The organism is Streptomyces sp. WZ.A104 (assembly GCF_002382885.1).
GTDB lineage: Bacteria > Actinomycetota > Actinomycetes > Streptomycetales > Streptomycetaceae > Streptomyces.
Genome location: NZ_NWVL01000037.1, coordinates 1 through 15451 on the forward strand (window position 1 = coordinate 1; position 15451 = coordinate 15451).

Genomic DNA, 15451 nt, shown 5'->3' on the forward strand with positions numbered 1-15451 from the left:
CCAAATACAACGCACGCGGACCCGCCATTGACCGCACCACCTACAAAGCCACCATCAGCATCCACATGCTCATGAGCGGGCCTTGACACCCCGGACCTCGATCTAACTGAACGGCGTTGCCACTAGAGGCCGCACGAGACCGCTCCGCCGGCGCCCGCTACCGGCTCAGCCTGGCGAACTTCCTCACCGCCAGCGGGAAGAACACCGCGATGATCACCACCGGCCAGAGCACCGCCAGGAGTTGGGCGTGCTCGGCGGCCCAGGAGCCGGTCGCACCCCCCGGGTTCCCGAACAGCTGCCGCACGGCGGTGGCCGTCGCGGACATGGGGTTCCACTCGACCACGGCGCCCAGCCAGCCGGGCATGGACGCGGGGGTGGCGAACACGTTGGAGAGGAAGCCGACCGGCCAGACCAGGATCTGGACGGCGGAGACCAGCTCGGGCCGCCCCGCCACCATGGCGAGCTGGATGCCCACCCAGAGCATCGCGAACCGCAGGAGAAGCAGCAGCCCCACCGCCCCCAGCGCGGCGGCGGCCCCGTTGTGCCAGCGCCAGCCGACCGCGCAGCCGACCCCGGCCATCACCCCGAGCGCGGCCACCGACTGGAGCATGTCCGCGGCGCTGCGGCCCACCAGCACCGCGCCCGGGACCATCGGCATCGAACGGAAGCGGTCGATGACGCCCTTGCCGAGGTCCTGGGTGACCGCGAGCATCGTGCTCTCCAGACCGAAGGCCATGGTCAGCGCGAGCATGCCGGGAACCAGGAACTCGGTGGGGTCGCCCTCCACGCCCCGGCCACCGCCCACCAGATAGGTGAACATCAGGAGCAGCATCACCGGGAAGGCCAGGTTGACGAGGACCGCGACCGGCTGCCGGGCCCAGTGCGCCAGTTCGCGGCGGGTCATCGTCCAGGAGTCGGCCAGCGCCCAGCCGAACCGGGAGCCGCCCCCCTGCCCGGGGACCACCGTCGTCGTCGCCGCGCTCATGCCGCCACCTCCGCCTTCTCCGTACGCCGCTCACTCGCGGGCTGTCCGGTCAGGGACAGGAACGCCTCGTCCAGGGTCGGGCGGCGCACCGCGATGTCCTCCGCCTCGATACCCGCCTCCTCCAGCGCCCGTACGGTCCGGGTCAGGGCCGCCATCCGGTCCGGGGCGGGCGCACCGATCAGCCGCCGGTCGTGGTCCAGCGTCAGATCCGCGCCGCCGAGCAGCGCGGCCGCCTCCACCAGCCGGGACGCGTCGCGCAGGACCACGTCGATCCGGTCGCCGCCGACGCGGGCCTTCAGCTCGTCGGGGGTGCCCTCGGCGACGGCCCGGCCACCGTCGATCAGCGAGATCCGGTCGGCCAGCTGGTCCGCCTCGTCCAGATACTGCGTGGTCAGCAGCACCGTGGTGCCGCCGCCGACCAGGGAGCGCACCGCCTCCCAGACCTCGGCCCGGCCGCGGGGGTCGAGCCCGGTCGTCGGCTCGTCCAGGAAGAGCACGTCCGGATCGGTGATCAGCGAGGCGGCCAGGTCGAGCCGCCTGCGCATCCCGCCGCTGTACTGCCTGACGGCCTTGCGGCCGGTGTCCGCGAGGCCGAACCGCTCCAGCAGTTCGTCGGCCCGGCTGCCCGCCCGGCGTGCGCCCAGGTGGTACAGCCGCCCGAACATCTCCAGGTTCTGCCGCCCGCCGAGCTGCTCATCCACCGCCGCGTGCTGCCCGAGCAGCCCGATCCTGCGGCGCACCTCGCCCGCCCGCTCGCGGACGTCGAGCCCGGCCACGGCGACCCGGCCCGCGTCGTGGCGCAGCAGCGTCGACATGATCCGTACGGCGGTGGTCTTGCCCGCCCCGTTGGGGCCGAGCACCCCGTGCACGGTACCGCCGCCGACGACCAGGTCCAGCCCGTCCAGGGCGCGCTTCCCCCCGTACCTCTTGTGCACGCCGTCCATGACGATCGCTTCGGTCACGTTCACCGCCACCCTTCCAACCCCTTGTAGTCAAACTTGACTAGCGGCTCGACGGTAAACCCCGATCCAGCATTCGTCAAACTTGATTAGTCGCGGTCTCCGGGATCGGGGACACCGGTGGCGTACGGGTTCTCCTCGCCCTCGGCCAGCACCCCGACGAACGGGTCACCCTCGCCCGCGAAGGTGTACGCACCACCCTCGATGCGCTCGATCAGGCCCCGCGTCCACTCCGCGCCGGAGTCGGCCGAGTGCACCCACAGGTTCATGATCTCGCCGATATGACCGAGGGATTCGGGGCCGTCCTCGGGGGTGTAGTACTCGGTGACCGCCTCCCGCCATTCCTTCATGCCCTCGATCCGCTCCTTGAGCAGCGCGACGGCCTCCTCGCGGGGCAGGTCGACGATGAACCCGATGGCCGCCGAGAGGACGTCGAGGTTCTGGTCGTAGGAGCGGATGGCGTTCCGCAGCAGGGTGCGGTACTCCTCCAGCCCCTGCTCCGTGACCTCGTACTCCGTGCGCGGCGGGCCGCCGGCGGTGGAGGGCGCGGTCTCGTGCGCGAGCAGCAGCCCCTGCTTCGCCATCTGCTTCAGGGCGTGGTAGATCGACCCGGGCTTGGCGTTGGACCACTCGTGCGCACCCCAGTACTCCAGGTCGTTGCGGACCTGATAGCCGTGTGCGCGGCCGTGCATGCGCACGGCGCCGAGGACCAGCAGCCGGATCGCGGACATGACACCCATCCCTTCCCGGAGTTTCCCACGGGGCCCTATTCAACTTTGACTAGGATATCCGGTGCGACCGGGGCGGCCCTCACCACGCCGTACGCGCCTGTCAGGCGCAACCTCGTACGTGCCCGTCAGGCACCAACCCCGTACTGCCCGTCAGGCACCCCCGTACGCGCCCTGAGACTGCGTTTGAGATCTGCCGTGTCCCGTTACTGGGGCGTTCGTTGAGCTCGTCGTGAGTGGTGTTGGGGGTGGGTATCCGTCGGACCTGGCGGACGAGCAATGGGTGCTGGTGGAGCCGTTGCTGCCGCCGACGCGGGTGGGGCCGAAGGGTGGTCGGCGGGAGAAGCATCCGCGGCGGCGAATCGTGGACGCGATCTTCTACGTGGTGCGGACCGGGTGTGCCTGGCGGCAGCTGCCAAAGGACTTTCCGCCCTGGCCGACGGTGTACTGGTACTTCACCTGGTGGCACGACGACGGCACCGTCGAGCGCATCCACGATGCTCTGCGCGGCCGGGTCCGTGAGGCCGACGGCCGCGACGCGGAGCCGAGCGCCGGGCTGATCGACTCGCAGTCCGTCCGCACCGCCGACACCGTGCCCGCGACGACCAGGGGCTTCGACGCGGGCAAGAGAGTCAAGGGCCGCAAGCGGTTCATCGTCACCGACACCCTCGGCCTGCTCCTGGCCGTCCACGTCGTCGCGGCGAGCATCCAGGACCGTGACGGCGCGAAGCGGCCGTTACTGTGGACCCGCCTGGATCACCCCGGCGTCAAGAAGGTGTGGGCCGACCAGGGCTTCGCCGGTCGCCTGGTCGATTGGGCCGCCCAGATCCTCGGCCGTGAGCTGGAGATCGTCCGCAAGGACCCCGGCCAGCGCGGCTTTCAGGTTCAGCCCAAGCGGTGGGCGGTGGAACGCACCTTCTCCTGGCTCACCGCCCACCGGCGCCTCACCCGCGACTACGAGACCAGCCCGGCCCACTCCGAGAGCATGATCCGCTGGGCGATGATCGGCGTCATGGTCCGTCGACTCACCCGAGGCCGGCCCGCTCAGCGACCGGGCCCACGACGCCTTCGCCTCTTGTCATGACGACAGCCCTACCGCTTCTGGGCTCTGTATCGCTTGAGGAGAGCGGTAAGCCTCGCCGGATTGGCCTCGCCGTTCAGTTCAGTAGTGAGGTCGTCGGGGCAGAGCTCGTATAGGTCGCCCCACCACCGGCGCCCTCGGTTGTCCCAGATGCGGTACCCGCCAGGCACACCTCTGGCCACATAGCGACGCCTACTCACGAAGCCCCCGCTGAGAGCAAGACCCACGCCAGTAACCCACTTCCCCTCCTCACGCTCCACTGGAAGCAGGCTACGGCAGATCTCAAACGCGGTCTCAGAACGGGAACACCGTGCGGCCGTGCTGGATCGACATCCACTTCTGCGTGGTGAACGCCTCCACCACGGCCTCGCCGTTCAGCCGCCCCACCCCGGAAGTCTTCTCGCCGCCGAACGCGACCAGCGGATCGTCCTGCACGGTGGAGTCGTTGACGTGGAACATCCCGCTGACGATCCGCTGCGCGAACCGCACCCCGCGCTCGGCGTCCCGCGTGTGGACGGCGCCGCTGAGTCCGTAGGGGCTTTCGTTGACGATCCGTACGGCCTCCTCCTCGCCGTCGAACGTCATCAGCAGGGCCACCGGGCCGAGGATCTCCTGCGTCAGCAGCGGGGAGTCCTCCGCGAGGCCGGTGAGGACGGTCGGCCCCACCACGTTGCCGACGGTCCGGCCGCGTACGAGCGCCCGCGCGCCGTCCGCGACCGCGCGGTCGACCAGGGCGCCGAGGGCGTCGGCCTGGAAGGCGTTGATGACCGGGCCGATCCGGGTCTCCGGGTCCCTCGGGTCACCGGTCTTGAGAGCGGCCACCTCGGTGGTGAACTTCTCAGTGAACTCCGCCGCCACCGACCGGTCCACCAGAATCCGGTTGGCCGCCATGCTGACCTGCCCCTGGTACAGGAAGCGGCTGAAGACGGCCGCCTGGACCGCGTAGTCGATGTCGGCGTCCGCCAGCACCACCAGGGCGCTGTTGCCGCTCAGTTCGAGGATGGTCCGCTTGAAGGCCCCGGCGGCGGTGGCGGCGATGTGCCGGCCGACCCGGTCGGAGCCGGTGAACGAGATCACCCTGGGCACGGGGTGCGCGATGAACGCGTCGCCTATCTCCGCGCTGTCGGTGATCACGACATTGAGCAGTCCGGCGGGCAGTCCGGCGTCCTCGAATATCTTCGCGATCAGTCCGCCGCCCACGACAGGCGCGTTCTGATGGGGCTTCACGACGACCGCGTTGCCGAGCGCCAGCGCGGGCGCGACCGACTTCATCGTCACCAGGAAGGGGAAGTTGAAGGCGCTGATCACGCCGACGACGCCGACGGGCAGCCGGTAGAGCCGGTTCTCCCGGCCGTCCCCCACGGCGGGCAGCAGCCTGCCCGTGGGCCGCAGCGCCTGGCGGATCGCCTCGCGCAGGAACTCCGTCGCGCCGCGCACCTCGTACGCCGCGCGCAGCCGGGTGCCGCCCAGCTCGTCGGTGATCGCCTCGGCGATCTCCTCGGCGCGCTCCTCGGTGATGCGCAGGGCGCGTTCGAGGACGGCCCGCCGCTCGTACGGGTTGGTGGCGGCCCACTCCTGCTGGGCGCGTTCGGCGGCCCGGTAGGCCCGGTCGATCTCCGCCGCGGTGGCCACGGTGACGGCGGCGAGTTTCTCACCGTTGTAGGGATTGAAATCGATGATGTCCCACGAGCCGCTACCGGTCAGCCACTCGCCGTCGATGTACTGGTGGGCCAGTTCATTGAAGAAGGACATGCAATCCCTTACTTGCAGGCGTTCGCAGACTCCTGATCTGACGTCATCGTACTGAGAAATCAGGTCAGTTGGAGTAGTCCACGCAGAAGATCCCGGCTCTCTTCCGGTGCCGGGCTGTCCTGGGCGAGGCCCGCCATGGCCTTTTCGTACTGCGCGACTTCTTCGGGCTTGTCCAGATAGAGCGCACTTGTCAGCTGCTCCAAATAGACAATGTCCGACAGATCGGATTCCGGGAAACGCAGCATCGTGAATGAGCCGCTCTCACCGGCATGACCGCCATGACTGAAGGGCATCACCTGAAGCGTGATGTTCGGCTGCTCCGACATGTCGATCAGATGCCGCAACTGAGCCCGCATGACCTCGCGGTCGCCGTACGGACGACGCAGCGCCGCCTCGTCGAGGACGGCGTGGAACGTCGGGGCGCGCTCGGAGACGAGGGCCTTCTGGCGCTCCAGACGCAGGGCCACCCTGCGGTCGATCTCGGCGGGCGAGGCCCCGCGCATGCCGCGCGAGACGACGGCGTGGGCGTACGCCTCGGTCTGCAACAGACCGTGCACGAACTGGACTTCATAGATACGGATGAGGGAGGCCGCACCCTCCAGGCCGATATACGTCTGGAACCAGCCGGGCAGCACATCTCCGTAACTGTGCCACCACCCGGCCACGTTGGCCTCACGGGCCAGGCCGAGGAGGGACTCGCGCTCCGCCTCCTCCGCGACACCGTAGAGCGTGAGCAGGTCCTCGACGTCCCTGGCCTTGAAGCTCACACGCCCCAACTCCATGCGGCTGATCTTCGATTCGGAGGCCCGGATGGAGTAGCCGGCCGCCTCACGGGTGATTCCGCGCGACTCCCGCAGCCTTCTGAGCTGAGAGCCCAGGAGGATGCGCCGCACCACCGATCCACTCGACTCGCCTGCCGACACTGGTCCGACCCTCCCCATCGCCTACCTGACACCGGCGCCCCCCGGAACCCCAGGTCCCGGATTCTGCCACCAAAACGCTTCAGCCCGTACTCATTCGATTACGGAAATGGGAAGACGTCCAGAAAGCTCCGAAACTGCCCCCGGGAAGAAATGCCCCGCAACCACCACGGTATCGGGCAGGTCCGGCGCGTGCACGTGCATCTGCCCTTGCATCTGCCCTGCGCATTCGGAACCATGGTCCCCGCGCACCTGCGTGCTCGTGTTGTGCCGCTGTACCCCCCGCAGTACCGCTACAGGCAGTGCCGCTACAGCCGCGAATCCCGGGAGTGCCTCGTATGGGGACGAATGGATCGACGATGCTCGAGCCGTTACGGCAGGGGCTTCCCCCCACCGACCCCTCAGGGGTTGCCGGATCGGCGTCCTGCGCTCTGCCCGCCCGCTACGAAGCGGTAGGCGGGGCACGGGAGTTCACCCGGTCCACCCTGGAGCGGTGGGAGCTGGGCGACCGCTTCGACGATGTCGCGCTGGTGGTGTCCGAGCTCGTCACCAACGCCCTGCGCCACGCACTGCCCGACGAGCCGCCGCGTGAGTTCCAGGACCCGCCGGTGCGGCTGCATCTGATGCGCTGGACCTCGCGGCTGGTGTGCGCGGTGCGCGATCCCAGCCGGAGGAGTCCGGTGGCGGGCGAGGCCGCGGATTCGGCCGAATCCGGACGCGGACTGTTCCTGGTGGAGTGCGTCAGCGACAGCTGGGGCTGGCACCCTTCTCCCGTGCCGGTGGGGGAACTCCCTTCCGGCCCGCTGTACGGCAAGGTCGTCTGGGCCCTTTTCCGGCTTCCGGAGATCCCGAAGACACAGGCCTGAAGACACACGCGTGGCGACCCCGGGCAGGCCGACCGCCCGGGGCCCCGCTCGTTCGACCGCCGACCGCCGCTCGGTCGCCGACTACCCTTCATCCGCCGGTCATCGTTCAGCCACCGGTCGCCAGGTGGTCGAACTCGCCGTCCTTGACGCCGAGCAGCAGCGCCTCGATCTCGGCCGGCGTATAGACGAGGGCGGGCCCGTCGGGGTGGCGGGAGTTCCGCATCGCCACATTCCCTCCGGGCAGTTTCGCGAACTCCACACAGGAACCCTGGGAGTTGCTGTGCCTGCTCTTCTGCCAGACGACTCCGCGAAGCTCTGTGGCCGCCATGCCGTTGTACACGTGGTGCACAGGACGCTCCCCGAGTTGCAAGGTGCAAGTGTCAACTAGCTCGGATCATAGCTGTGTTCATATGCCAATGCATGAGCAGATGCACGTGCACGCGGGGTGTTCCTTCGATTACAGGCTTTCCGTGTGCGCGCACCCGCCGGGAGGAGAGACGAACGGCACGTCCAATTCGCTCCCGCTTAACGGAGTTGACGGCATGACCCTTGGTAACGTGGCGCGGTCTTTCGCCCGGAAAACAGCAAGGGGGAACTCCACGTGACCAGGTTCGTACGCACCGGTACCGTCGTGGTCGCCGGTCTCGCCGCCTCACTGGCCCTGACCGCATGCGGCAGCGACGACGAGCCGGGCAAGGGCTCCGGCGCGGACCCGTCGGCGAGCGCGACGCCCGGCCCCGACGGCGGCAAGGACTCCGGGGGCGGCGGCACGGACGCCGCCGCGCTGGAGGGCACCTGGGCGGGGCTGACGGGCGGCAAGAACGTCACCGTTTCCATCGCCGCGCGCAAGGTCGCCCTCGTCGCCGACCAGTCCGTCTGCCAGGGCGAGGTGAAGGACATGGGCGGCGCACCGATGCTGGCGCTGACCTGCCCCGACGGCGGCAAGGAGCGCACGATGGGCGCGATCGACTCCGTCGACGGCACGAAGCTGGTCGTCTCCTGGGAAGGCGGCGCCAAGGACTCCCTGACCAAGGTCGACCCGGGCAAGCTGCCCACCGATCTGCCTTCGCTCCCCGAACTCCCGGACCTGCCGGAAGTGCCCGCGCCCTGACGGCCTGCTCCTTGTCTGTCTGCCCCGTGTCCGCCCGCCCCCTCGTCCGTCCTCCCCCTGAGGCCGGGCTCAGCTCTCGGCGAGGGTGCTGCTGACGCGGGTGCTGCCGCCGCGTTCGTCCAGGGCGCGGGTGAACTCCTCCAGCGCGTCCTGGAGCAGCGCCGCGCCCCGGTGCACCACCGGGTCGCCGCCGGACGGGGCGGCCTGCTCGTCCGGTACGTCCCAGTGGGCCACCGCGTCCGCGACCATCTGCCAGTCCGGCAGGCGGCGTTCGCGTACCGCCTTGGCGCCCTTCTCCGTGGCCCGGCGCAGCGCGTCGGCCAGTTCGGCCGCACCGGGCACCGGGGCCGCCGACGCCGAGGGCAGGTGGGCCTCCAGGACCATCGCGGACCGGCCCAGCTGGGCGAGCGCGTGCTGGGCGTCGGTGGCGGCGGCCCGGGAGATGCCCCGGTGGCGTACGGGTTCGTGCTGGGCGGTCGCCAGGGCCTCCTGCCAGGCAACACGGGCCTCCCGGGTGGCGACCAGGGCGTCCCGGACGTCCTCGACGTTCCGGGAGGCGGGGTCGGCGTACTGGTCGATCACCGTGGCCGCGTACCGCCCGTCCGCCACCAGCCACTCGGCCAGCCGGTTGCGCAGGCGCGGGGTCTCCCAGGCCGGATAGACGGCGTACGAGATCATCGCGAGGAGCCCGCCGACCAGCGTCAGCACGATGCGTTCGGTGACGGTCTGGGACCAGTCGTCACCGGCCATGCCGAGCAGGAAGACGACGTACGCGGCTACGCAGACCTGGCCGACCGCGTAGCCGGTGCGCATCAGCAGGTACATCAGCCCGGCGCAGACCACGGCGAGCAGGGCGGAGAGCCGGGCGTCGGGGTGGGCGGTCTGCACGACCGCGGTGGCCAGCCCGACGCCGACCAGGGTGCCGCCGAAGCGGCCCGCGGAACGGGCGTACGTCTGTGAGAACTCGGGCCGCATGACCATGACGGCGGTCATCGGCGCCCAGTAGCCGTGGCCGAGCGGCACGGCCTCGCCCACGAAGTACCCGCAGACGGCGACCACCGCGACCCGGATCGCATGGCGCATGACCGACGAGCCGTGGTGCAGCTCGCGGCGCATCGAGGTCAGCACCACGGGGATCAGCTTCACCAGGGTGGGCCGGTGCCGGGTGTCCGGGGCGAGGTCGGAGGGGATACCGCTGTCGGTGCCGGTGCCTTCCGCGATCTCCAGGACGTCGTCGAGCAGGGCCGCGAGCCGGTCGGCGGCGCGGCGGGCGGGGCCGACGAGGATCACGTCGTTGTCGGGGGTCTTCAGGACGCCCAGGTCGGTGGCGGAGAGGTGGACCGGTTCCCCGTGCCGCACGGCCCGCGCGGCGGCGTCCAGGACCGAGCCCGCCGCGCCCAGCAACTCGTTCACCCATAGCCGCTCAAGTCCGTCGCGGGGCACCCCCATCGCCGGGTCCGCGAGCGAGGCCAGCACCGGGCGCAGCCGTTCGGCGACGCCCCGGGCCCCGTGCAGTTCGGCGGGGCGGCGGCGGGCCTGGCGGGGGGTGACGGCGGCGGCGCTGCGGGCGGTCATCAGGGGCAGCGGGTCGAAGGGGGCGACCGGGTCGTGCCGCAGCCGCCGGGCGTAGTCGGCCTCGGCGGCCAGGGCGTCGGCGAGCGCGTCGCGCTGGGCGCCCCATCTGCGGACCGGGAAGAGGACGATGAGCGCTGCCTGCACGAAGCCGCCGGCGGCGATCATCCCCGCATGAGCGGCCGCGTCGACGACCGAGGTGGGCAGGGTGATCGTCACCAGCATGATCGCGACGTTGGAGGAGGCGATGATGCCGCCCGTCGGACCCGCCGCCCAGGCCAGCCCGGAGAGGAAGGTCCAGACGCCGAGCAGACAGAGGAACAGCACGACGTGCGTGCCGCTGACATAGCCGACGAACGTCGAGACGGCGAGGCTGGCTCCGGAGACCAGGGCGAGGACCGGACGCGGGCGCCAGCTGCGCTGGAAGGTGGCGATGGCCGCCTGGAACGCCCCGAACGCGGAGCTGGCGGCGATCTCCGGCCCGAACAGGAAGAGGCTGACGCCGACGACGAGGGCGAGCCCGGCCGCGCCGCGGAGGGCGACGAGGGGTTCCAGTCTCTGCCGCTCGATCTCCAGCCCCGAGCGGGCGGTCTCCTTCAGCGCCCGGAGCCAGCTCATGGGCCGAGCTTAACCGGAATAGCCGACCTTAACCGGAATAACGGACAAGGCGGACTGGGCGGACTAGGCGGACCGGGAGCAAGTCAGACCTACGTCGCGATCTCTCCGGGTCCCTGTGAGGTCCCGCTCCGGGAGCCGCCCATACGGGCTCGGTCGGCGGCATCGGTTCCGTGCGTCCAGCCGTCCGGGTCGAAGGCGCCACGCACCCGGGTGGTCGTGGTCCTCGGGAACATCCGGTCGGCGGTCTCGGTGACGGCGACGTCCCGGGCGGCGAGGACGGGCAGCAGCCCGGCACCCGCACCCTCGTCGGCGGCCGCGGTGACCCGCTCGGCGTCGGCCGCGAGCCTGCTGCCGAGCCGCTGGGCGTACGCCATCAGGAATGACTGCCGGAAGGTCTTGGTCCGCCTACGGCCTCCGGCGCGCTGGCCGGCCTCCGCCCGCGTCATCGCGGCCGTCCCCTGGACGAGCAGCGAGGTGAACAGCAGCTCGACTGCCTCCAGGTCCGGCTCGAAGCCGACGACCGTGCTGAAGCCGAGGTCGTCGTTCCACACGGCCCGGCAGCGGTTGGCGGAGGCGACGGCGTCGAGCAGGATCGCCTTGGCGCTCTCGTACGGGGGCTCCACCCCGATCCGGCAGGCGCCGGGCGTCTCGCGGCTGTGTGTACGGGCGGCGAGGAGGGCCTCGTCGATGCTGTGGCGGGCCATCAGCTCCTGCGCCTTGCCGGTCAGCGCCTCGGCCTCCTCCGGGAAGCCGGTCGCCTCCGCCTTCGCCAGCAGCGCCCGGATGCGGGTGAGCATGCGCGGCTCGTCGGCGGCGGGCGGCCGGTGGAGGTGGTGGGCGGCGGTGCCGGGCGGAGGGCCGACGGGCTCGATGGCGGGCAGCCGCAGCAGCAGCCGGTACAGCTCCAGCAGGTCGGCGGCGTACGAGAACCGGTCGGGGCGGTTGCGCGGTACGGGCTCCGGAAGCTCGGCGAGCTGCTGCCGCCAGCGGGGCGGCAGCTCCGCGTACCGGGCGGTCTCGGCGGCGATCAGCGTCCCGGCCAGCGCCGCCCGCCGTTCGTCCAGCTCGCGGCGGACGAACCGGACCAGGTCGGCGGGGTGCCAGCCCCGCTCCCAGGCCCGCCGCAGGAACTCCTCGCCGCGCCGGTGCGCAGCCGCGTCGGCGTCCGGGGCGGCGGCGAGCAGGGAGGCTCCGGTGTCCAGGGCGGCGTCGCCGTCCACGTAGAGCGCCGCCGCGCACGCCCGGTCGATGACCGAATCCGCCGATCCTGCCGACCCCGCCGACCCCGCTGATCCTGCCGATCTCATCGGACCAGGGTAGGCGGGGGGCTCACGGTGGAGGGCGGGGGCGTTGTCGATGTCGGGTGGCGGGTCGTTGTCAGTGGTGGGTGCCAGACTCGTATCCATGACCGAACGGTGGGCGCTGGGTGTGGCGGAAGGGGGCGGCGCGCTGCTCGTACCGCTGGCCCGGGACGGCACGCCCGCCGGCCCCGTCGTGGCCGAGCCCGATCTCGTCGAGGCGGTCCGCGCCCGCCCCGGGGTGGGGCGCTGGGTATGGCGGTCGACCGCCGAGGTCTACCCCCGGCTGCTCGCCGCCGGGGTCCGCGTCGAGCGGTGTTACGACATCGAGTGCGCCGAGCTGCTGCTGCTCGGGCACGCCGGACGGCTCGGCGAGCCCCGGTCCGCGGCCGCCGCGCTGGCCCGGCTGGACAGCGCCCCGGTGCCGCCGGACCCGCCCGCCCGGTCCGCCGAACCGGGCGCGCAGTCCCCCCTGTTCGAGCCGTCGTCGGGCCCCGGGGTTCCGTTCGAGGGGCTCCTCCGGGTCTACGCGGACCAGATGCGCCGCCATGACGCGGCCCTGCACCCCGACCGGATGCGGCTGCTCACCGCGTCGGAGTCGGCGGGGATGCTCGTCGCGGCCGAGATGCACCGGGCCGGGATTCCCTGGCGGGCCGACGTCCACCGGGAGGTCCTGCACGACCTGCTGGGCGAGCGGTACGCGGGCGGCGGCGAGCCCCGCAAACTGGCCGAGCTGGCCGACGAGGTGTCGGCGGCGTTCGATAACGGGGCCTCCTCCAACTCCTCAGGAGTCAGGGGAAGGGTCCGCCCCGATCTGCCCGCCGATGTGGTGAAGGCGTTCGCCCGCGCCGGGATCGCGGTGAAGTCGACCCGTCGGTGGGAGCTGGAGGAGCTGGACCACCCCGCGGTCAAGCCGCTGATCCTGTACAAGAAGCTGTATCGGATCTGGACCGCGCACGGCTGGTCCTGGCTCCAGGACTGGGTACGCGAGGGCCGCTTCCGCCCGGAGTACCAACCGGGCGGCACGGTAAGCGGCCGCTGGACGACCAACGGTGGCGGGGCCCTCCAGATCCCCAAGGTCATCCGGCAGGCGGTCGTCGCCGACGAGGGGTGGCGCCTGGTCGTCGCGGACGCCGACCAGATGGAGCCACGCGTGCTGGCCGCGATCTCCCGCGACCGTGGCCTGATGGAGGTGGCCGGTCACGACGGCGATCTCTACAAGGCCCTGTCCGACCGGGCGTTCCACGGCGACCGCGAGCACGCCAAGCTGGCGCTGCTCGGGGCGATCTACGGCCAGACCTCCGGGGACGGGCTGAAGAATCTGGCCGCGCTGCGCCGCCGCTTCCCGATCGCCGTCGCGTACGTCGACGACGCGGCGCGGGCGGGCGAGGAGGGACGCGTGGTGCGGACCTGGCTGGGCAGGACCAGCCCGCCGGTCGTGGTGGCGGGCCAGGACGAGGAGGCGGGCATCCCCCAGGAGGGTCCGGAGAGCACCGGGACCGCGTCCGACGGCGGCCTGGCCCGGGCCCGGGGGCGCTTCACCCGTAACTTCGTGGTGCAGGGCAGCGCCGCCGACTGGGCGCTGCTGCTCCTGGCCGCGCTGCGCCGGTCGCTCCACGAGCAGGGGCTGCGGGCGGAGCTGGTGTTCTTCCAGCACGACGAGGTGATCGTGCACTGCCCGGCCGAGGAGACGGCCGCCGTCACCGAGGCGATCCGCGCGGCCGGTGAGCTGGCCGGGCGGACCGCCTTCGGGGAGACGCCGGTGCGTTTTCCGTTCACGACGGCGGTGGTGGAGCGGTACGCGGACGCCAAGTGACACGGTGAGGCGGGTGGAAAGCGGTGTGAGGCGGCCAGCACCGCACCGGACTTCCCGGCAGCACCGGCGGACCTCCCCGCCACCGCTGCCGGACCCCCGGCTACCGCTGCTGGAGCTTCAGCCATTCCGGGCTGGTCGCCAGGGCGACGAGCTGGTCCATGGTGAGCGCGGGCTCCGGGCGGGTGGCGGGCGTCGACTGGGCACCGGAGTTGAAGGCCGAGACAACGACCCGCATTCCGTCGGGACGCATGGTGTCGGCATTCCACCAGACGACCCCTTGGCCGCCCTTCTCACCGGGCGTCTTCGAGGTCGCGAGCAGGGTGCCGTCGGGCAGGGTGGTCGCATCCCTGTAGAGATCGTCGGCGACGTCTCTCATATCGGGCTGCACGTTGATCTGTACGAGGGTGCTGCCCTTGCCGTCGTCGACGACGACCGAGGCGAACTCGCCCCCGCCGTTCGTCTTCTCCCCCACCGAGAGGCCCTCGGGGAGCAGCTTGAGGAAGGTGGGCATCAGCAGTGTGTAGTCCAGCTCGGGCGCCGGCTCCCCGTCGTCCTCCGAACCGGGCGAGGGCGGCTGCGGTGAGCCCTCACCCGTGCGAGGACCGTCCGTGGGGGTGGTCGTCGGCTCGCCCGTGGGCGTGGGCGTGTCCGAGGGCGTGGCCGTGGGGGCGTCGGTGGGCTCGGGCGTCGGCGTATGCGAGGCGGCGTCCGTGGCCGGGGCCGCGGCCGTCGGCGTGGCCGGACCGCTGCTCGCGACGTTCGCCACGTCATCGGGCCCGCCCAGCATCCCGGCGGCGACCGCACCACCTCCCCCGACGAGAGCCAGGGCCAGCACACTGCCCGCCACCGCGGCGACGCGACGGCGGCGGAGCGCACGGCGCCCGTGCTCCAGCGCGCCGTCCACCACCGCGGTACGGCCGGTCAGGTCGAAGGCCGCGCCCGTACGACGGAGCTCCTCGCTGAGTTCGTCTTCAAAAGGCATGGGGAACCACCACTTCTCGTTCTGGGTGCACAACAGGTTTCAACGGGCTGGCAGGTCAGCCGGGGACGTTGGGTCTGGGGGGTGAGCGGGGTCAGCGGGTGGCGAACTCCGCGACGCTGCCGCCCAGATGTTCACGCAGCCGCCCGAGCGCCCGCACACAGCGGGTCCGTACGGCGGCCGGGCTGACCTGGAGCGCGGTGGCGGTCTCCTCGATGCTCCGGTCCTCCCAGTAGCGGAGCACCACGACCGCGCGGTCCTTGTGGGCCAGCTGGGAGAGCGCTCCGAGGAGCGTCATCCGCAGCGCCGGGTCGTCGGCGGCGGCCGAGGCGCTCTCGGGCACTTCGGCCAGCGGACGCTCGCTCGCGGAGCGCCTTCGCCGGTGGGTCAGAAAGGTCCGGACGAGCACGGTCTGTGCGTACGCCGCCGGGTTGTCGATCCGGCGGGCGCGACCCCACGACACGTACATCCGGCTCAGGGTCTCCTGCACCAGGTCCTCGGCGAGGTGCACATCGCCGCTGGTCAGCAAGCAGGCCGAGCGGAACAGATGGCCGGCCCGGCCGGCCGCGAACTCTTTGAACTCCTCGGCGCGCGACGACTTCATGCTCTCCCCCGTCTGTCCGTCCACTCCGCCCTTCCCTCTCTACGACGCGACGGGAACGCGGAAATGTTTCAGTCCCCGAAGAAAACCTCTTCCGAGCTTCCCGGGGGGGGCTTCTCCGACGGCATGCGAAAGCGCCCCGTTCACGCGCCGGACGGCGTGAAC

At 71.4% G+C, this 15451-nt stretch carries 15 protein-coding genes; 4 read left to right on the plus strand and 11 right to left on the minus strand.

The window, feature by feature from the left end:
• Nucleotides 1-157: 157 nt before the first annotated feature.
• From CIB93_RS20340 to CIB93_RS20350, 3 genes are all read right to left on the minus strand, one after another.
• On the minus strand, nt 158-985 hold the full coding sequence (locus CIB93_RS20340) for an ABC transporter permease (protein ID WP_096628681.1): 828 nt from the start codon (nt 983-985) through the stop codon (nt 158-160).
• Nucleotides 982-1947 (minus strand): ATP-binding cassette domain-containing protein, encoded by a 966-nt coding sequence (locus CIB93_RS20345; RefSeq protein WP_096628765.1) that lies wholly within the window; start codon nt 1945-1947, stop codon nt 982-984. Before CIB93_RS20345 ends, CIB93_RS20340 begins: the two co-directional genes overlap by 4 nt.
• Nucleotides 1948-2033: 86 nt before the next feature.
• Nucleotides 2034-2675 carry a PadR family transcriptional regulator gene (locus CIB93_RS20350; protein WP_096628767.1) on the minus strand — a complete coding sequence of 214 codons (642 nt, stop codon included), beginning with the start codon at nt 2673-2675 and terminating at the stop codon, nt 2034-2036.
• 190 nt (nt 2676-2865) lie between these two features.
• Here CIB93_RS20350 and CIB93_RS20355 point away from each other — a divergent pair, with 190 nt between their 5' ends.
• Nucleotides 2866-3756, plus strand: coding sequence for an IS5 family transposase (locus CIB93_RS20355; RefSeq protein ID WP_373558775.1), 891 nt, complete (start codon nt 2866-2868; stop codon nt 3754-3756).
• A gap of 8 nt (nt 3757-3764) precedes the next feature.
• On the opposite strand, the gene CIB93_RS38960 is transcribed toward CIB93_RS20355, so the two are convergent.
• From CIB93_RS38960 to CIB93_RS20370, 3 genes are all read right to left on the minus strand, one after another.
• Nucleotides 3765-3953 (minus strand): hypothetical protein, encoded by a 189-nt coding sequence (locus CIB93_RS38960; RefSeq protein ID WP_257002279.1) that lies wholly within the window; start codon nt 3951-3953, stop codon nt 3765-3767.
• Between the two features lie 94 nt (nt 3954-4047).
• Nucleotides 4048-5505, minus strand: a complete 1458-nt coding sequence (locus tag CIB93_RS20365) for an aldehyde dehydrogenase family protein (protein ID WP_096628686.1) — start codon at nt 5503-5505, stop codon at nt 4048-4050.
• Between the two features lie 59 nt (nt 5506-5564).
• On the minus strand, nt 5565-6428 hold the full coding sequence (locus CIB93_RS20370) for a helix-turn-helix transcriptional regulator (protein ID WP_096628688.1): 864 nt from the start codon (nt 6426-6428) through the stop codon (nt 5565-5567).
• A gap of 356 nt (nt 6429-6784) precedes the next feature.
• Here CIB93_RS20370 and CIB93_RS20375 point away from each other — a divergent pair, with 356 nt between their 5' ends.
• On the plus strand, nt 6785-7291 hold the full coding sequence (locus tag CIB93_RS20375; protein ID WP_096628690.1) for an ATP-binding protein: 507 nt from the start codon (nt 6785-6787) through the stop codon (nt 7289-7291).
• A gap of 106 nt (nt 7292-7397) precedes the next feature.
• Here the strand turns inward: CIB93_RS20375 and CIB93_RS20380 are convergent, their stop codons facing one another.
• The gene (locus CIB93_RS20380; protein WP_056793446.1) at nt 7398-7640 is read right to left on the minus strand and encodes a DUF397 domain-containing protein; all 243 of its coding nucleotides are present in this window, start codon (nt 7638-7640) and stop codon (nt 7398-7400) included.
• 252 nt (nt 7641-7892) lie between these two features.
• Between CIB93_RS20380 and CIB93_RS20385 the strand changes: the two genes are divergently transcribed.
• Nucleotides 7893-8402 (plus strand): hypothetical protein, encoded by a 510-nt coding sequence (locus CIB93_RS20385; protein ID WP_096628691.1) that lies wholly within the window; start codon nt 7893-7895, stop codon nt 8400-8402.
• A 69-nt stretch (nt 8403-8471) separates the two neighbouring features.
• On the opposite strand, the gene CIB93_RS20390 is transcribed toward CIB93_RS20385, so the two are convergent.
• Both CIB93_RS20390 and CIB93_RS20395 read right to left on the minus strand, forming a co-directional pair.
• Complete coding sequence (locus tag CIB93_RS20390) at nt 8472-10592, minus strand: FUSC family protein (RefSeq protein ID WP_096628693.1); 2121 nt, start codon at nt 10590-10592, stop codon at nt 8472-8474.
• Nucleotides 10593-10681: 89 nt separating this feature from the next.
• Nucleotides 10682-11899 carry a DUF2786 domain-containing protein gene (locus CIB93_RS20395; protein ID WP_096628769.1) on the minus strand — a complete coding sequence of 406 codons (1218 nt, stop codon included), beginning with the start codon at nt 11897-11899 and terminating at the stop codon, nt 10682-10684.
• 97 nt (nt 11900-11996) lie between these two features.
• On the opposite strand from CIB93_RS20395, the gene CIB93_RS20400 reads away from it, so the two are divergent.
• Entirely contained in the window at nt 11997-13706 is a 1710-nt protein-coding gene (locus CIB93_RS20400; RefSeq protein WP_096628694.1) for a bifunctional 3'-5' exonuclease/DNA polymerase, read from the plus strand.
• A 100-nt stretch (nt 13707-13806) separates the two neighbouring features.
• On the opposite strand, the gene CIB93_RS37985 is transcribed toward CIB93_RS20400, so the two are convergent.
• Nucleotides 13807-14688 carry a hypothetical protein gene (locus CIB93_RS37985; RefSeq protein ID WP_179500174.1) on the minus strand — a complete coding sequence of 294 codons (882 nt, stop codon included), beginning with the start codon at nt 14686-14688 and terminating at the stop codon, nt 13807-13809.
• Nucleotides 14689-14779: 91 nt separating this feature from the next.
• Entirely contained in the window at nt 14780-15289 is a 510-nt protein-coding gene (locus CIB93_RS20410) for a SigE family RNA polymerase sigma factor (RefSeq protein WP_096628771.1), read from the minus strand.
• Nucleotides 15290-15451 lie beyond the last annotated feature (162 nt).